The sequence below is a fragment of the Paenibacillus sp. FSL F4-0125 genome (assembly GCF_038008565.1).
In the GTDB taxonomy this organism is placed as follows: Bacteria; Bacillota; Bacilli; order Paenibacillales; family Paenibacillaceae; genus Paenibacillus_AQ.
Genome location: NZ_JBBOZJ010000001.1, coordinates 3,728,567 through 3,743,251 on the forward strand (window position 1 = coordinate 3,728,567; position 14,685 = coordinate 3,743,251).

At 45.0% G+C, this 14,685-nt stretch carries 11 protein-coding genes; 1 reads left to right on the plus strand and 10 read right to left on the minus strand.

The window, feature by feature from the left end; translation table 11 throughout:
* Nucleotides 1-44: 44 nt before the first annotated feature.
* From hflX to mutS, 10 genes are all read right to left on the minus strand, one after another.
* The gene (gene hflX / locus NST74_RS16490) at nucleotides 45-1,334 is read right to left on the minus strand and encodes a GTPase HflX (protein ID WP_341113283.1); all 1,290 of its coding nucleotides are present in this window, start codon (nucleotides 1,332-1,334) and stop codon (nucleotides 45-47) included.
* A 40-nt stretch (nucleotides 1,335-1,374) separates the two neighbouring features.
* Nucleotides 1,375-2,340: an AAA family ATPase gene (locus NST74_RS16495; protein ID WP_341113285.1), complete on the minus strand. Its 966-nt coding sequence runs from the start codon at nucleotides 2,338-2,340 to the stop codon at nucleotides 1,375-1,377.
* Nucleotides 2,341-2,433: 93 nt separating this feature from the next.
* Nucleotides 2,434-3,090: a YdcF family protein gene (locus tag NST74_RS16500; RefSeq protein WP_341113287.1), complete on the minus strand. Its 657-nt coding sequence runs from the start codon at nucleotides 3,088-3,090 to the stop codon at nucleotides 2,434-2,436.
* Between the two features lie 4 nt (nucleotides 3,091-3,094).
* Nucleotides 3,095-3,649, minus strand: a complete 555-nt coding sequence (locus NST74_RS16505) for a DUF402 domain-containing protein (protein ID WP_042128364.1) — start codon at nucleotides 3,647-3,649, stop codon at nucleotides 3,095-3,097.
* Between the two features lie 289 nt (nucleotides 3,650-3,938).
* Nucleotides 3,939-6,515 (minus strand): transglycosylase domain-containing protein, encoded by a 2,577-nt coding sequence (locus NST74_RS16510; protein ID WP_341113289.1) that lies wholly within the window; start codon nucleotides 6,513-6,515, stop codon nucleotides 3,939-3,941.
* 139 nt (nucleotides 6,516-6,654) lie between these two features.
* Nucleotides 6,655-6,894 (minus strand): RNA chaperone Hfq, encoded by a 240-nt coding sequence (gene hfq / locus NST74_RS16515; protein ID WP_042128368.1) that lies wholly within the window; start codon nucleotides 6,892-6,894, stop codon nucleotides 6,655-6,657.
* Between the two features lie 19 nt (nucleotides 6,895-6,913).
* Nucleotides 6,914-7,894 (minus strand): tRNA (adenosine(37)-N6)-dimethylallyltransferase MiaA, encoded by a 981-nt coding sequence (miaA, locus tag NST74_RS16520; protein WP_341113291.1) that lies wholly within the window; start codon nucleotides 7,892-7,894, stop codon nucleotides 6,914-6,916.
* Nucleotides 7,884-8,663 (minus strand): class I SAM-dependent methyltransferase, encoded by a 780-nt coding sequence (locus NST74_RS16525; RefSeq protein WP_341113292.1) that lies wholly within the window; start codon nucleotides 8,661-8,663, stop codon nucleotides 7,884-7,886. Before NST74_RS16525 ends, miaA begins: the two co-directional genes overlap by 11 nt.
* A gap of 74 nt (nucleotides 8,664-8,737) precedes the next feature.
* Nucleotides 8,738-10,726, minus strand: a complete 1,989-nt coding sequence (gene mutL, locus NST74_RS16530) for a DNA mismatch repair endonuclease MutL (protein ID WP_341115910.1) — start codon at nucleotides 10,724-10,726, stop codon at nucleotides 8,738-8,740.
* Nucleotides 10,727-10,758: 32 nt separating this feature from the next.
* Nucleotides 10,759-13,509, minus strand: a complete 2,751-nt coding sequence (mutS, locus tag NST74_RS16535) for a DNA mismatch repair protein MutS (protein ID WP_341113293.1) — start codon at nucleotides 13,507-13,509, stop codon at nucleotides 10,759-10,761.
* Nucleotides 13,510-13,784: 275 nt separating this feature from the next.
* Between mutS and NST74_RS16540 the strand changes: the two genes are divergently transcribed.
* The gene (locus NST74_RS16540; protein ID WP_341113295.1) at nucleotides 13,785-14,582 is read left to right on the plus strand and encodes a GNAT family N-acetyltransferase; all 798 of its coding nucleotides are present in this window, start codon (nucleotides 13,785-13,787) and stop codon (nucleotides 14,580-14,582) included.
* The last annotated feature ends 103 nt before the right edge of the window (nucleotides 14,583-14,685 follow it).

A 14,685-nucleotide genomic window follows, 5' to 3' on the forward strand; every position in this document is an offset into this window, starting at 1 on the left:
TACCTATATACGCAGCATTTCCACTTTAGGAACAACTGACAAGATTACTGCTGGTCCACAAAATCAGCAAGCATGTAACCCCATTTGTCATAATCCTCTTTGTTGAGACGAACGTTATAGAGCACATCGTTCTCGTCATAAGTCGTTTCCAGAACTTCACCCACCCTATAGAGCAAGGAAGAAATGTCACCTCGGTCTCCGGGAATACGGAAGTTGAGTGTGTCGCCAGCCAGTTCATCGGCGATCATTTCGGTAATCCGAGTTAAATCTTCAGGATTAAATGCACTGATCTTCAAGTACCCTGTACCTGTTGGCAACATTTCAAGTTGTTCAGGCTGACACAGATCGATTTTATTAAAAAGTACGATTTGAGGAGTACTAGCTGCACCTAAGTCCTGCAAAATGGTTTGAACAACCTCCATCTGCTCCTCACGCATTGGTGAAGAGGCATCCACCACATGCAGCACCAAATTGGCCTCATTGACTTCCTCCAGCGTTGCACGGAAAGAAGCGACTAGATCATGCGGAAGATTCTGAATGAAGCCTACAGTATCCGTAAGCACAACCTCTTTACCGCCTGCAAGTTCAAGCACACGTGAAGTAGGGTCCAGTGTGGCAAACAACTGGTTTTCAATATAGACATCCGCATCGGTAAGTTGCTTAAGCAGCGTTGATTTCCCTGCATTCGTATACCCAACAAGTGCGACTTGCACCGCTCCCGCCTTGCGGCGACGCTCCCGATGTAGCTCCCGAGTCTTAACGACCTCATCAAGCTGACGCTTCAGCTCCGTAATCCGATCACGAATATGCCGGCGATCGGTTTCCAGCTTACTTTCACCCGGACCTCTGGTCCCAATCCCGCCACCTAGTCTAGATAAGTTCTTGCCTTGGCCAGAAAGCCGGGGTAACAGATAGGACAATTGTGCCAGCTCAACCTGAATAATCCCTTCTCGCGTCTTCGCACGCCCCGCAAAAATATCCAGAATAAGCTGCGTCCGGTCAATAATCTTTAGATCCAGAGCCTCCTCAAGGTTCCGTACTTGGGCTCCGGACAATTCTTGATCAAAGATAGCTGTATTTGCTCCGAGAGCATCAGCAGCCATCCGTAGCTCTTCTACTTTACCTTTACCAATAAACCATCTTGAATCAGGCGTTTCCTTATTTTGACGCAGCACATCCAGAACTTCAACACCTGCCGTTTCAGCTAGTTGCACTAATTCCTGCAGAGAAAGCTCTGGATCAATTCCTGTTCTTTTAATTTTATCTGTGACGAGACTTACCAATATCGCTCGATCTTGTACATCTGTTTCCGTATCATGCGTAGTTATTGCCATGTATGTCATGCTCCTTATGACGGTGATAGTTTCCTGTAAATCATAATTTAAAATCTTCAGTTCGAAGCGTCATTAATTCCTGCTTGCCTGGGCTGATACTTTCATACTGGTTAAGCAGTCTTACAGCCTGACCCCGAACAGCTTTTTCAATGGCGTTGCGAACATACCGCGCATTACTGAAAGCATGAAGACTCTCCGTCTTCTCTACTAACAAATGCTGCTTTAACTTGAGTATCGCCTGTGGCATCAAAATATAGTCGCGATCCTTTGCCATTAGTTCAGCAATCTGCAACAGTTGGTCGATCGTATAATCAGGAAATTCTACCTGTATTGGAAACCGTGAAGGCAATCCAGGATTACTCATCAAAAAATACTCCATCTCCCCAGAGTACCCCGCTAAGATAAGTATAAATTGACTGCGATGATCCTCCATGGCCTTGACCAACGTATCAATCGCTTCTTTTCCAAAATCCTTTTCCCCGCCACGAGCAAGGCTATAAGCCTCATCAATAAACAAAATGCCGCCCAAAGCCTTTTTCACCAGATCACGAGTCTTCTGTGCTGTATGACCAATGTATTCGCCGACAAGGTCAGCTCTCTCCACCTCAATAAGATGTCCTTTGGTCAGTACACCCATACGTTGGAACAGCTTGGCTACGATTCTAGCTACTGTTGTTTTACCCGTTCCGGGATTCCCTTTAAAAACCATGTGATATGCTTGCCCACCGCTTGCAAGTCCTGCCTCAGCACGCATTTGTGCAATCTGTAACAAAGCGTAGATTTCAAAGACTAGCTCTTTGATATTGTCCAGACCCACTAAACCTTCCAATTCTTGTGTTAACTCTTGGAATAAGCTAGTGTGGCCGTGATTTTTTGGAGGCAGTGGCCGACTCTCTCCAGTAGGGTGAGTTATAGCCGGAGGCTCTTGACTCCGCAATACAATGTTGATTTGTCGAGACGGTCTTTCTTCCTCCCGTCCACTGGCCGCTGCTACGCGTCCGCTCATCGGTATCACCTCATTATCCAGGGCTGACTTCTCTTATCAAGTCTATTCCATCAAATGAAGTGTTATTAGAAGATTCGGGATTTTTTGGACAAATCACAGGAATAGCTGCTGAAGCTTCCATTTCGTATAGGCTAGAATCTCACGTGTTTTATGTCTTGTCATCGAAAGTACGGTGGATTCTGTAAGTCCCAGCTCAGGATTCACATATCCAAGCTCGTCAGCAATTTCATGAGCCCGCCACCCATGATAGGTATGCGTAATGATTATCGCTGAAGACAAGCTCTCACGCGCCATAATCTCTTTACTATACAAAAGATTCTCGTAAGTGCTGGTAGCTTCATTCTCTACAAAAATGGCGCTATCCGGCACGCCTTTAGCAACCAAATAATTACGCATTCCTTGAGCTTCGGTATATTGTAAATCAGGTTTATCTAAACCACCAGAAACAATAAGATGCGGGAACATCCCTTCTTCATAAAGCTTCAGTCCGTAATCCAGTCTTTCCTTGAGTCCAGGGCTTGGCTCATCCCCCCACATCGACATGCCAAGAATGATCCCAACTTCCGCCTTTTGCATAGGATCTGTCGTGGCAGCTTTATTAATATTGTTTAACGCATAAGCACACCACAACAATCCAGCAATCACAATAATCGATAAAGCGATAAGCAACGTTCGTTTCGACCAGAATCTGCGTTTTTTGGAAACAATCCGAATCGGGGAAGACCCTCTTCCGTAGACGTACCATTCCATTTCTTTATTTCCTCCTGAATTCTCCATGATGAAATAATTCGGCACGATGCTTCAAAGATAGTGAGAAATAAGGGAAAGCATGAGCATCGATGCCGCGTAAAATAGTATTGGCTGTCTCCCAGGCGAGTTTATAATCACTCTCGGAAATATCTTCCCTCTCCAGCGCTTCCTCTAATTCATCCTCATCAAGCAAGAAAACCTCGCCGTTCCAAAGCACAACCACATCCAGATACAAATCATCAAACCATGGAACGCCTTGGTCTGTGACGCCCTGCACCTTGCAGGTGTCTATGTACCATTGAATGATATTTTGCCGTTCGTCGAACATAGCCGTCACAATATAGTGACTGTCTTTGGGGAAATATTGCAGCCAGGAATAACCTTTATCCGCAATACGATATGTATGCCGTCCATAGCTCTTCCACAGTGGTTCTTTCAGCCCGTAGATGGTATAAAGCGTAATATATCCGCTGAATTCCCGGCTCTCCACATAGCGGCAGGCAAAATGGCGACGCGTAATCCGGCGCCAGTTGGCCCGGTCTCCGAATTTACGTTTCATAGAAATTACCCTCTCCAGTATGGTGTCTTCAGCTTAACACATTTAGCGGATACACTCAAAACATCCCGTAAAATACAACCAATTATTATCACAATACAATTCGCAAATTAAGGAGTTGTAATTGGTAATATAGCTGAAATGGTTGAACAACAGTCATTTCGAGAACCATCCTCTTCAAGGAACATATTAATCCTGCTCAAATAAAAGAAGCTGTCTCATTAGTAGCATTCACTACTTTTGAGATAGCCTCGGGTAAAGAATAGCTTAACTTCATAAATTATAAGCGTGTTTATTGAACAGAAGAATCACCATTCAAATGACCAACTTCTTGATCAGGGCTCGTCGTTGCATTACCGCTGTCATTCCCTGAGGTTCCGCCTCCAGAAGGTACATCCGGTGGTGCGGTAGGTATCGGTGTTGCTGACGGTGGAGGCGTAGTGATTTCAGGTAAGGTACCTGTTCCACCATTATTCCCGCCTCCATTGTTGTTACCACCATTATTTCCACCATTACCATTATCCCAGCCATTGTCCCCACCATCTTCAGGTGTTGGCGTCGGAAGATTAGGATCAATAGTCGGCTCAGGTGTTGGCATCTCATCCTGTACAGAGACAGTAACCACATTTGATGGTTCACTTTCCAATTGGGTCGCAGAATCATAAGAAGTAACATAGTACTCGTAAACCAGCCCAGGCATTGCACTAAAATCTCCTGCACTAGTCGTGACCGTATTTAACAATAAGCCAAAATCTGCCTCAGAGGTCTCTCTACGATATATACGATATTCCACACCTGCAACAGGAACTGCCTTCCAGCCCAGGTTTACTGTCATCGTAGATGGATCATAGGCTGCTGTAAGACCACTAACATTCTGAGCGGGTTCTGGTGTTTCAGTAGGCTCAGGAGCAATTTCATTATCTAGCTGTGGGAAAGACTTCTTAGGAACATCCCTTAACGCTTCCTCCATCACCTTGCCCCAGAATGCTGCGGCAAGCCCACTGCTATTCTTAAGCAGATGCTTCTTACTTGGCTTGTCATAACCCATCCACACAGCTGCTGTCCATTCTGGTGTAAATCCTACGAACCATACGTCACGGTTCGAGCTGATTCCAGAATATCCACTTTGAGTTGTACCGGTCTTACCAGCAACAGGACGGTCAATCCTTGCTTTTCTACCTGTACCACTCTCAACAACCTTTTGCATCATCTCGGTCATTTGATAAGCCGTCTCCTTACTCATTACACGTTCAGGAGTTGTATTGGCTTTGAAGACAGTCTCTCCGCTGCTATCAGTGATCGATTTAATCGAATAAGATTCTCGTAGTTCACCGCCATTTGCAAAAGCACTGTAGGCTTGCGCCATTTCCAGTGTATTCGTTCCTTTGCTCATACCTCCGAGAGCCAGTGAGAGGTTCTTGTCCTCATCTTCCAGTCCAATCCCTAATTTCTTGGCGAATTTAAATCCGGTATTCACTCCAATTTCATTAAGCAACCAGACCGAAGGAATATTCTCTGATTTCTGTATAGCATCACTCATGCTGATACTCTTAGAATACCCGTGAAGGTTAGTTGGGCAATAATTTGCGAAACACTGCTTCTCGTTGCTAAGCGTAGAATTCATGTTGTATTTTCCAGTTTCCAGTGCTGGAGCATAAGAAACGATTGGTTTAAAAGCTGAACCTGGAGAACGTCGGCTGCCCGTTACACGGCTGTAACCTTTTTTCTCATAATTCCGTCCACCTAGAAGTGCGACGATGCCACCATTCTCCTGATTGACGATGGTCATAGAACCTTGTACCAGCTCGTCGTCTACACTCTTCTCGAAGTTATCACTGTCTGCAAAAGCATCCTCTACGGTTTCTTGAGCGTGCTTATCCATCGTGGTGTAGATCTTGTAACCACCAATATTCAGATCATCTTCAGACAAGCCAAACTTCTCTTCCGCTTCTTCCACTGCGAAATCAATAAAAGCTTGGTAACGCTGTTTCTTTTCAGGCGGCTTATAATTATAATCCACGGCTTGCGCTTCGTCTCTTTCTTGCTCCGTAATATATCCTTGCTCATACATGAGCTGAAGCACTACTGCTCGTCTTTCCTTTGAAAGCTCTGGGTTGCGCAATGGGTTGTAACGAGATGGTCCCTTAGGCATCGCAGCCAATGTCGCAATTTCCCAAACCTTAAGCTCATTCAGATCGCTCTTGCCAAAATATCTTTCCGATGCCGCTTTAATTCCGTAGATCGTACCCCCAAAGTTTATTCGGTTCAGGTACATGGTAATGATCTCTTCTTTAGATTTCTGGTTCTCCAACGCTACAGCAATGGATACCTCAGTCGCTTTACGGAAAAATGTCTTATCCCGAGTCAAAAAGATGTTTTTGGCCAGCTGCTGAGTAATGGTACTACCGCCTTCTACCATGCTGCGTGCAGCAATATCTTTTACCGCTGCCCGGCCGATAGACCATAAATCCACACCGGAATGCTCAAAGAAGCGTTTATCTTCTGTAGCCACAAAGGCATTGATCAATAACGGAGGGATCTTCTCATACTCTACAGGATCACTTTTCTCAAGCGATAATTCACCGATTAAATTAGCATTGCGGTCATATACTTTTGTAGTTTCATTAACGGTTAGCTTATCTTGGTTCTCAAGAAGAAGTTTTTGACCATTCAGCATAATGAACAGATAACCGCCCAGTGCACAGAAAATGGCCAACGCTGTAGCAAAGAACAAGCTCCACAGCACGCGCTTCTTCGTTAAAAATTTCTTTTTCTTTTTACTTTTCGGTTTTGATTTTGAATTAGAATTGGAACTGGACGATCCTCTATTTCTATTGTTATTCGTCCTTGATGAATCATCTCTAGACATGATGCCTCCTGACTCCCTTCCTTGATAAATCATGTATGGACTGCTCTGAATGAAAAGAACAACCTTCTCAGGTTGCTCTCGCACTCTCTATTCAAACGATTTATAAACAAGAAAGGTTTCACTTCAAATTTGATAAATGTTATTCTTCGTTACTGTTGTCCTGCATGAGTGACACACTGCGTTGTGGTGTAAATGTGGATATCGCATGCTTATACACCATTTGCTGGCGCCCATCACTATCAATAACGATTGTAAAATTGTCGAAAGCTTTAATAATTCCCCGGATTTGAAAACCGTTGGTCAAATATACTGTAGCAGGGATATTTTCTTTGCGTAGTTGGTTCAAGAATGTATCTTGGATGTTAATGGACTTGTTCATATGACGTACCCCCAATGGTTCAATTATATTGTTCAGAAGTATATTCAAGACCTGAGAGAAACTTTCCTGCTATTATAGCACGTATTTTTGAGAAATTCTCAGAAAAGTTTTGCTCACCTTCGACATCGATCCACTCGATTTCCTTCATGTGGCGAAACCATGACAACTGTCTTTTGGCGAATCGGCGAGTATCGCGTTTAAGCAGTACCACAGCTTCCTCTAGCGTCAGTTCTCCTGCGAGGTAAGCGGCAATTTCCTTGTAGCCCAACCCCTGCATGGACACAAGGCTTCTGCTGTAACCGTTATCCAGCAGTCCTTTTACCTCAGCAACAAGACCATCCGCAAGCATGCTATCAATTCGGTCCTCAATACGTTTATATAGTATTTTCCGGTCCATTGTCAAACCGATAAGGCATAAGTCATAGGGTGACTCCTTCTTTTGAGCGGCATGTGAAGCGGACAGAGTGGTGTTTGTCTGGTGATGAATTTCCAGTGCCCGGATAATTCTTCGACGGTCATTTGGATGCAATTTCGCCGCACTGACCGGATCAACCGCTTCAAGTTTGGCATGCAGTGCAAGCGCTCCATGCACTTCTGCGAATTGATCTTGCTGTTTTCGAAACGCTTCATCAGCTACAGCTTCAGAGAATTGAAATCCGTAACACAAGGATTCAATATATAGACCCGTCCCCCCTACAATAAATGGAAGTTTCCCACGGCTGCTTATCTCCTCGATCAGTCTGCTGCCTTGCTCCTGAAATTCAGCTGCAGAATATGGGTCCTGTGGATCATGAATATCGATTAGGTGGTGGGGAATTCCCATCATTTCAGCTGGAGTGATCTTAGCTGTACCAATATCCATACCACGATAAACCTGCATCGAATCGCCAGAAATGATCTCTGCATTATAGGCGGCCGCAAGCTCCAGACTTAATCTGGTTTTACCTACGGCTGTTGGTCCTAATAAGACTAGAACCTTATGTCTCTCTTTAGTTGTCAATGTGTATCACCCCGTACGATGTTTTAGAGTTGCTCCGAAGCAGCTCTGTAAAACCAAGACGTTCGAATTCGCCGCTTAAAGCTTTCTCTTTCAAAAGAACCGTTTTACGAGCGACTCTCACTGCCTCAGCTACACTCTCCAGAGATAAAGCAGCTTGATTAGCAAACTGCCGCAGCGGAGAAATTGAAGCAGAACCCGTAAGCGGCACCCGGAACATCGGATCGAAGTAAACTATATCAATACTTCGATCCGGTTGAGCTCGTAAGTAGTCCAAATGTTCACTATGCACGACATTAATTCTACGTAACGCCTCATTCACCAATACTTGCCCAGAGGTATAGTGACGCATTCCTTCATAGAGCAGTGCGTACAGCGGCAATGAGCTCTCCAGAGCGGTAACTATAGAGGACTCACCACCATGTACAGCAAACAGCAAGGAATCAGCGCCTAGACCCGCTGTGCAGTCTAATACACTATCTCCGGGAAGCATCCGAGCGGCGACAAGCATCGGTTCAATATCACCCTTCAGAATCCGTTTCGCGCGAACGAACCCCATGCTCGGGTGAAACTCCATCGGCTCCATCCCTAATCGGTGTAAACGAACAGCTTCTTGAGAAAGAATTAGAATATCCTCATCTCTGTACTTTTCCACCAGCTTGGGTATGGAGAATTTCTCCCGTGGAGCGTAATTACAGCCCGTTCTCTCTGCGAGATTCTGAGCTCGCTCTACAATTTCCATTATCGGGCTATAACCCGTAGTTATAATCATGTTGCCTCCAGTCATACTTACAACAAATTTCTATATAAGTTCATCTTAAAAACATTCTAAAAGGAGACTTACAATCACATCACCCGTTTAAACAATTTCTCTAAATCATAGGATGAAAAAGAAATTACAATCGGCCGCCCATGCGGGCAGGTATACGGCTGCTTACAAGCTGCCAGACGAGACAACAATGCCTCGACTTCCTGTTCTGTTAGTTTCTGGTTAGCCTTGATAGAAGCTTTACATGAACAGAGTATTGATGATTTCTCACGCAGCTTCGCAAGGTCAATCAAGCGTTCACTCAAGACCCACTCCGCCATTTCTTCAACGATCGCTTTTTCCTCGCCTTCAGGAAACCAATAAGGCAAGGATCGAATTAAAAATGTCTGTCCCCCAAAATGCTCAAGGTACACTCCGGCCTGCTGAAACCAATGCAGACGTTCACTAAGTTGACGGCTTTCCGAAGGGGTAAACTCTAGTGTAATCGGCAAAAGTAAATCCTGAGAAGCATCTTCAGGTCGTCCGAACTTCTCATAAAAAAATTCGTAATTTATTCGTTCGTGAGCCGCATGTTGATCAATGAGATACAGCCCACCGTCATTCTGAGCGATAATATAAGTTCCATGATGCTGCCCGATATAATTTAATTCCGGGAAGGCAGGGAGTCCTGGTTCTTCCTGCTGCTGCGGAGGAGCCCACAGCTTTTCAACAGAAGGCAGTTGCTTCTGTGATGAAGCAGTTTGTTGCGGGTGATAACTATTCGTATAGTTATTGCTCACATTATTTTGACGTCCTTGTGAAGAGGAAGGCTGATAACCCGACCCATAAGATGGAGCCGCTTCACGAGTCATTGGATGATCTGTCAGCCCCTCCTTCCTGAACTCACGGGCGTTAAGCTCAACGTTTGATGTTTGTTGTCTACTGAAGGAACTACCAGCTCCCTGAGGAACTGAATCCTTGCCTCCGTCAACCGATGGCGGTGGCGGAACTGTTCCTTTGGAAAAAGAAAACTGTTCCTGTATAAAGGAACTACTGCCCTTTGGTCCGATGGTTTCTTTACCAGGACGGGGTATTAAACTTTGTCCCACCAATACTTTACGGATTTCTTGTTCAACAAATGAGTAAAGCTCGTTCTCTTTACTAAATCGAACCTCCAGCTTAGCCGGATGAACATTGACATCCACAAGTGAAGGATGCATGTCCAGTTCAAGCACCAGCAGCGGATAACGGTTTATCGGAAGCAAAGTATGATAAGCACGCATAATCGCCGCGTTCAGACCATTGCTGCGAATATAACGTCCTCCAACAATGGTAGTCACTGCATTCCGATTTGATCGTGTCCATTCCGGACGGCTTATATAACCGGAAATACGATAATCCAAGTCCTCTGCCGTAATCGGCAGCATAGCCTTGGCTGCGGAGGTCCCGTATACCGCTGCGATCACTTGCAACAGATCACCGTTACCAAGCGTGTGCAGCAGCTGATTGCCATTATGATGCAAGGTAAAAGAAATCCCCGGATGCGCTAGTGCCATTCGATACATGGCATCCGATATATGACCAAGCTCCGTCTGGATACTCTTCATATATTTCAGCCTTGCCGGCGTATTAAAAAATAATTCACGCACCGCTAGATCGCTCCCACGACCCGAAGGTGAATCCTCATTCCGAATTAAATTACCACCCTCAATATCGATCAAGCGTCCTTTGCCGTCATCGGCAGTAGCCGTGAGAAGAGAGACTTTGGATACCGCTGCAATACTGGGAAGTGCCTCCCCACGGAACCCTAAGCTAGTAATCTGAAATAAATCTCGCCCATTAGCGATTTTACTTGTAGCATGGCGATAAAAAGCAGTCTCGCAATCCTCAGGCTCGATCCCTGAGCCGTTATCTTTTACTCGAATGCTCTGTAAGCCGCCTTCCTCAACCGAAACCTCAATTCTTGTACTCCCTGCGTCAATAGCATTCTCAACCAACTCCTTCACAACAGAAGCTGGCCGCTCTACAACTTCACCCGCAGCAATCTGGTTGGCAATATGCTCGTCCAATATATGAATTTTGGCCAATTTCATTCACCTCTTATTTAGGCAATCAATTATTAAAGATCCTTCGCTTTCATCTTCAGATCATTCAGCATGCTCATAGCCTGCAGCGGAGTCATATTCATAAGATCTGCGTTACGTACTGAAGTGATAAATTCTTTTATTGCAGGGTTCTCTTGTACTTCAGATCCTACTGCCGCCTGACTTGCACTACCTTTGCGATTCTTACGCGGTTCTTCCTCACCAAAGATAGACAGTTGAACAACTTCATTTCCTACTAAAAAATCCGCAGGAATTCCTGACGTTTCAGCGATAAGGCTACCGGAATGTTGGATAGATGATGTTGATGCGATCTCTTTTACAGCGGCATGACTCTCTAGTCCACCGCCATAATGTATTGAGGAGCCTCCCGGATGCGCTGCCTGCTCGATGCTCTGAAGCAGACCGTAAGCACGATCAATAATGCCTTCAGGAAGCCCGGCAAGGCGTGCACAATAAATTCCATAACTGCTGTCAGCCGCTCCCGGAACGAGCTTACGCAGGAAGTTTACTTTATCGCCACTCTCTTGAACGGCCATAGAATAATTCTTTAGACCTTTAAGACTTTCTTCTAAGTGAGCCAGCTCATGAAAATGCGTCGAAACTAAAGCTTTGCAAGAAATGGTATCGTGCACATACTCAATCACCGCCTGTGCGATCGCCATCCCCTCACTAGTCGAAGTTCCTCTACCAAGTTCATCTATTATGATCAAACTCCGGGCGGTTGCTTTCTCTGTCATGACCTGAATGTCGGCCATTTCTACCATAAATGTACTCTGACCACCGATCAAATCATCGGCTGCCCCAATACGTGTGAAGATTCGATCAATAAGAGGTACTTCTGCACTAGATGCTGGAACGAAACAGCCAATCTGAGCCATAATGCAAATAAGTGCAACCTGACGCATATAGGTACTTTTCCCAGCCATATTAGGGCCAGTGATCAAAAGAATATTCCCATCTTCCTTACTGAGCGTACTTCCGTTTGCTATAAACGCCGAGTCTTTTAACACAGCCTCAACGACAGGATGGCGACCGCCTTCAAGTCGAAGATCGTACCCATCGGATAGGGCTGGTTTCACGAAGCGATGCTCTGCACTCACAGCTGCCAGACATTGATACACATCAATTTCCGCTACCTTTTCTGCAAGATTCTGCAGTCGCGGTATTTGGCTGCTGATTCGATCACGCAGTTCAGTAAACAGACTGTACTCCAAATCTGTCATTTTATCTTGCGCTTCAAGAATCAGTGCCTCTTTTTCCTTAAGCTCTGGTGTAACAAAACGCTCTACATTTGCAAGCGTCTGTTTACGTTCATAACGCCCTTCCGGCAACGCGGCCAGATTGGATTTGGTAATCTCTATGAAATAACCGAAGATTTTGTTATAGCCGATCTTCAGTGATTTAATGCCAGTGACTTGTCGTTCCTTCGCTTCCAGTTCAGCAATCCAACGTTTACCATTACTGCTAGCTTCCCGCAGCTCGTCCAACCGGGCATGATAACCAGAGCGGATAATACCTCCGTCTCGTACGGACACCGGCGCATCCTCTACAACTGCTTGGTCGATATCCTCCCGGATCTCGGCGCATTCATCCATACTCGCACCAATCTCGCGTAAGGTTGCAGACCCCGAAGTCATACATAATTCCTTCAAAGCAGGGATTTGTGCCAGCGATAGCTTCAAAGCGTTCATGTCACGACCATTCGCACTACCAAAGGCAATCCGACCTACCAGCCGCTCTAAATCATAAATTTCTTTCAACGCTAAACGCAGGTCCTCCCGAACAATAAACTGATTGTACAAATAATCAACCGCTTCTAGGCGACGTTCGATCGGAGCTCGCTGCAATAGCGGCTTATCAATTCTACGACGTAACAAGCGCGCACCCATGGATGTTTCGGTACGGTCTAGAAGCCACAGGAGAGATCCTTTTTTAGATCGTTCTCGGACCGTCTCTGTAAGTTCCAGATTTCGGCGTGTGAAGGGATCAAGAATCATATAATTGCCTGGTTCATATGGTGAAATTTGACTAAGCTGTCCCATTGAACGTCGTTGCGTCTCGTTTAGATAGGAGATCAGCAGCGCTAGACATTGTCCGCGTTCTTTCTCCAAACGTACCCAGGCAGCTTCACCAAATTGACGGCGTGCCAGTTCCTCCTCGCGTTTCTCCCAAGGTGTGTACACCACAGGCTTCGCTAACAGAGGCGTTTCGCTGCGTAGAAGTTCCAATAAAGCTGGGTCTCCGATGATCTCGGCCGGTTCATATATGCCAATCTCATCGCGCAGCCACTCTGCACCAGATAAAACTGAAGTAACATACAATTCACCTGTTGTTAAATCACAAGCAGCTAACGCCATCATCCCATCACTTTCGGTTACACAAACGAGATAATTGTTACTTTTGTCGGCAATGATTTTTCCATCCATAACCGTTCCCGGTGTCACGACACGTACGATATCCCGCTTCACCATTCCCTTTGTGACGGAAGCATCCTCTAACTGCTCACAAATGGCGACTTTATATCCTTTTTCAATCAGGCGCTGAATATAACCCTCGGCGGCGTGATAAGGTACTCCACACATCGGGATCTTCTCTGCGCCCCCGCCTTCGCGACCTGTCAACGTAATTTCAAGCTCCTTGGAAGCCAAAATGGCATCTTCAAAGAACATTTCATAAAAATCGCCCAGTCTAAAAAATAGGAAGGCATCCTTTGCCCCTTCCTTTACTTTCAAATATTGCTCAATCATCGGCGTATATTGTGCCATGGTCAACCTCCATGCCTATTTATTGCTGTCCTCCATTATAACAGAAAGTCGGCGTACAAAGTCACCCTGGGACCGCATGGAAGTTCATCCTATTCAATCCTCAGGTAAAAAATCAAGAAATCTCACACAATTACTAAGGCATAATGGGTATTACCGTTTGTTTATTTTTCAAGCATCCATCGTTCCTTAGAAAGAGGTATATTCTTCTGCATTTTAATATTGTAAAATCTTAACACAGAGTGTCAACTCATAAGAAAATCAAAGGAGAATATCAGATGATACGAAGACTCACGGAGGATGATCGGGAACTACTAATGGCATTGCTGCGGAAAGAGCCGGCTCTTAATTTATTTATCATCGGAGATGTAGAGAATTTCGGGTTTGAACAGGATTTCATGACATTATGGGGGGAGATAGATCCAACGAATGGTCGGATGAAAGCCGTTCTTTTACGTTTTTATAGAAGCTATATTCCCTATGCAGATGGGCCGTTTGATGTCGAGGGATTTGCTGCAATCATGCGAAAAGATAACGATATTCATATGATTTCCGGTGTAACCGAAGTGGTAAAAGCCTTTGACGGAGTGGTTGACTTTAAACAAGAAAAGCAACTGTACTTTGCTGAGCTAAAGGAAATGAATCCAAAAATTAAAGCGTCCAATTCATCTACTGAAAACATTAAAAAAGCAACCGTTCAGGATGTAGAAGCGATTTGCTCGCTTACGGATACTATAGAAGAGTTTGAAAGCAGTCGGGACGGATCGAGAACTAGCCTACGTAAAACATTGGCCAGTGGTACTGGCCGCACGTATTATATGAAACGTGAAGATCAGGTAATTGCAACAGCCTCAACATCAGCAGAAAATTCCATGTCGGCTATGATCGTAGGGGTTGCCACGCATCAAGCATTCAGAGAGCAAGGATTAGCTACAAGCGTAGTTGCACAGCTATGTACAGACTTGCTGCATGAAGGGAAATCTTTATGCCTCTTTTATGACAACCCTCATGCCGGTATTATTTACAAACGTCTTGGATTTCAGGATATCGGTTCTTGGAGCATCATGTACATGTAGACAAGCATAAACGCCTTGGGCGCCCTTATTAAGGCGCCCAAGGCGTTTATGCGAGAAATAATAGATATAAGGGATATGTGAAAAACTGATACTTACTGATATT